The 2,974-nt window shown below is 48.5% G+C and carries 5 protein-coding genes; 2 read left to right on the top strand and 3 right to left on the bottom strand.

Annotated elements, in window-relative coordinates; all coding sequences use genetic code 11:
- The 3 genes from tnpB to ACFO6W_RS02460 all read right to left on the bottom strand — a co-directional run.
- A partial coding sequence (tnpB, locus tag ACFO6W_RS02470) for an IS66 family insertion sequence element accessory protein TnpB (protein ID WP_379993732.1) occupies nt 1-296 on the bottom strand: 296 nt, incomplete at its 3' end.
- A complete protein-coding gene (gene tnpA / locus ACFO6W_RS02465) occupies nt 296-661 on the bottom strand; it encodes an IS66 family insertion sequence element accessory protein TnpA (protein ID WP_379993731.1) in 366 nt (121 codons plus the stop codon). The genes tnpA and tnpB, both read right to left, overlap by 1 nt.
- On the bottom strand, nt 642-1,313 hold the full coding sequence (locus ACFO6W_RS02460; RefSeq protein WP_379993729.1) for a recombinase family protein: 672 nt from the start codon (nt 1,311-1,313) through the stop codon (nt 642-644). Before ACFO6W_RS02460 ends, tnpA begins: the two co-directional genes overlap by 20 nt.
- A 192-nt stretch (nt 1,314-1,505) precedes the next feature.
- Between ACFO6W_RS02460 and ACFO6W_RS02455 the strand changes: the two genes are divergently transcribed.
- Nucleotides 1,506-1,700, top strand: coding sequence for a hypothetical protein (locus ACFO6W_RS02455; RefSeq protein WP_379993728.1), 195 nt, complete (start codon nt 1,506-1,508; stop codon nt 1,698-1,700).
- A gap of 260 nt (nt 1,701-1,960) precedes the next feature.
- Nucleotides 1,961-2,974, top strand: a 1,014-nt coding sequence (locus tag ACFO6W_RS02450; RefSeq protein WP_379993727.1) for a site-specific integrase, incomplete at its 3' end; no start/stop codon positions are given.

Raw genomic sequence — 2,974 nt, 5'->3', positions numbered from 1 at the left:
GTCATCATCACCAGTTCAACCCACTTTAAGCGGTAACAACCTGTCTTTTCATCATAATGGGGGCGGCTGAACTGTCCTTTCTCCAGCCGCTTGTGATAGATAACGTAACCCCCGCTTTCCCAATGTAGCAATTTCAGCGTTCGCCGGCTGCGGCTAAGAAAGATAAAAACTTCGCCGCTGGCCGGGTCATGCCGCATAACAGAGGCGACGATTCCCGGCAGCGTGTCAAAGCCTTTGCGCATGTCGCAGGCACTCGAATATAAGTAATACTTATCCGTTTCTCCCAGGCTGAACATCAGACTTTAAGTTTTAGCAGTTCGGCCAGCTGGCCCATTCCGATGCCCGGCTCAGCCGGAAGGGCCAGTACCACCCCGTTCGGGTAGCGCACCTCTATACCCCGGACAACTTCGCCGGAGGGCGTATCTACTATCCTGACAGGTACCAGACGGCAGGGCTCCGGTTCTGCTGCCGGCTCCGCCGGTGCTCCCTCTGCATGCAAGGCGTCGTAGCGGTGCTTCCACTTATAGAATGTATGCTTGGACATGCCCAAGCCTCTGTACCACGCTTCTGCTCCACGTCTACTTGTATAAAAACTTTCTATCATGGCAAAGCCTTCGGCTTCGCTCAACATCACACCTCGCTCATATTCGTTCGCTTCCATAGGTTTTTTCCTCAAAGGTAAGGACTCGCGTACGGCTTTGCAAGACGCGGTTACCCGAACTATTACTCTGAGTATAAGTTTTACCTTCTTTTTTCATCATAGAGATAAGGGCTGTTGCACGCCTGTTATTTTGATTATGAAGCGCCTTATCCTGATTGGTTTTAACACTTCGTCTAATGGCTTTGTCATGGTTGTTTAATAGATTCTCAGGTTTACCCAGCTTTGTTCCACTATCTTTCTTGGCTTTTAATGATTGTCTTGTACGCTCGGATATTAATTTTGCTTCATACTCCGCAATGGAGCTGATGATGTGTAGAATCAAACGATTTGCTTGGGGAAAATCGCAAAAGACAATCTCTACATCACTTTCCAATAGCCGACTGGTAAAAGCCACATTCCTTGATAAACGATCAAGTTTAGCGCAAATTAGGATGGAATTACTTTGACGACATAATACAAGTGCAGCCATGAGCTTGGGACGGTCACTACGTTTTCCTGTCTCGGTTTCTATATATTCCTCAAGAATAGAGGCACCTTTTAAGTAGGTCTCTATTATCTCTCGTTGTGCTGCTATACCAAGCCCACTTACTTCTTGTTTCTTTGTACTCTGTCTGAGATATGCAATATAAGTTTTAGTCTCTTCTTCTGCCATTTTACATAAACTAAACGGTCGTCTAACTTGCGTTATAGACTTCCGTAAAATATAACAGGTCAAAGATAAAGACCTTCAAATGAGGTTACAAGATGTAGAAAACCGAATGCTTACGGTGCTGTTTCCGATAATTTTGATGAACGGATCGGGCAAAAGATATTCCATGCGGAAATTGTTATTGATAATGCTGCGGTGGTTGCCGAAACAAAAGCATATCAAAAAATTCCTGTCCTGACCGATTTTATGAATGAAGAAGGTATCGATACGATGGAACAGGAGATCCGGGCCAATTACGATCGTGTCAGGGAAGAGGCTAAGCTGATTGTGGAAAGGGAAATAAAACGGATAAAAGAGGATGATAATTTAAAACATCTGATCAAGGATTAATTTGAATAATATGGATTATACGTTATATACAATAAAAGGACATGGGGTTATTGGATAAACGTGAATAAATCTTATCCCAGCGATAAATATCCGGGCTGAAATAACCGGAGTCCGCTTGCCTGTCTTACCTTTGTGCTTAGACGATCATGAATTAACACCGGCAGGCCCGCCGGCCGGATTTCCGGACTGTGCGCCGGTCTTCAGGGACAAATTACAGAGAGGTTCACAAATAATATATGATACCAATAACGCATTAAATTATGGCCACATTAAAGTTTATCCTGCGCAAGTCCGTCAGCGGAGCGCGCTGCAAGGGCAGCCTGTGCCTTCGCCTGATCCACAGCCGCAAGGTCAAAGTCATCACCAGCCCTTTCCGGCTTTACCCCCACGAATGGGACGAGGTCAGGCAAAGGGTACATCTTCCTGAAGAAGACTCCCCGCGCTACCCTTACCTGTGCAAGGTAACCGAAAGCCTTTGCGCTTACGGCGAACAATTCGAAGAAGCGGCCGGGCGGCTGGAGAAATCGGGGCGTTATACCGTTGATGACATCCTTTGCAGCTACCATAGAGAGTATAACCCGGTCAACCTTTCCGGCTTTGCCGAACTGCAGGCCAGGAACCTGCTGCGTGCCGGCCAGGAACGTACCGCCCGTGCTTACCGCACCGTCAGCCGCGGGCTTATCACCTTCAATAAGGGGCGTGATATCCCCCTGAGCCAGATCAACGCCTGTATGATGAAAGAGTTCGAGTCCTACCTCAAGGAGCGGGGCAAGGCCATGAATACGATCTCTTACTATATGCGCATGCTGCGTGCCATCTACTGGAAGGCGGTCAAGGAAAAACTGATCGATGCCCGGCGTGAGAATCCTTTTGACCATGTTTTCACGGGCTTCCAGAAAACCCGTAAGCGGGCATTGGATCTGGAAAGCCTTCGCGCGCTGAACAGCCTGGACTTTTCGGCTATACTGGAACAGCAGACCCTCCGGAAGGCGGATACCTGTGAGCCTGCGGAAGGATCGTCACCGTTAGATAGCGGCCTTTATACTTCGTGGCGCTACTTTTTCTTTTGCTTCCATGCCCGGGGGATGAGCTTTGTGGATATGGCCTACCTGCGCAAGGAGAATATCCGCCAGGGGGTGATCAGCTACTACCGCAAGAAGACGGGCCAGAAGATCGAGGTGACGGTCACCGCCCCGTTACAGCGCATCATCGACAGCTTCAGCGGCGAGGTACGCTACAGCCCCTACCTTTTCCCAGTCATCCGGGATACGGAT

Origin of the sequence: Dysgonomonas termitidis (genome assembly GCF_042654545.1) — a bacterium.
In the GTDB taxonomy this organism is placed as follows: domain Bacteria; phylum Bacteroidota; class Bacteroidia; order Bacteroidales; family Dysgonomonadaceae; genus Dysgonomonas; species Dysgonomonas termitidis.
This window is presented reverse-complemented; position numbering and strand designations above follow the sequence as displayed.

Coding starts and splice junctions, on each gene's coding strand:
- tnpA (WP_379993731.1), bottom strand. CDS start 661: ATGGAAGCGAACGAATATGAGCGAGGTGTGATGTTGAGCGAAGCCGAA.
- ACFO6W_RS02460 (WP_379993729.1), bottom strand. CDS start 1,313: ATGGCAGAAGAAGAGACTAAAACTTATATTGCATATCTCAGACAGAGT.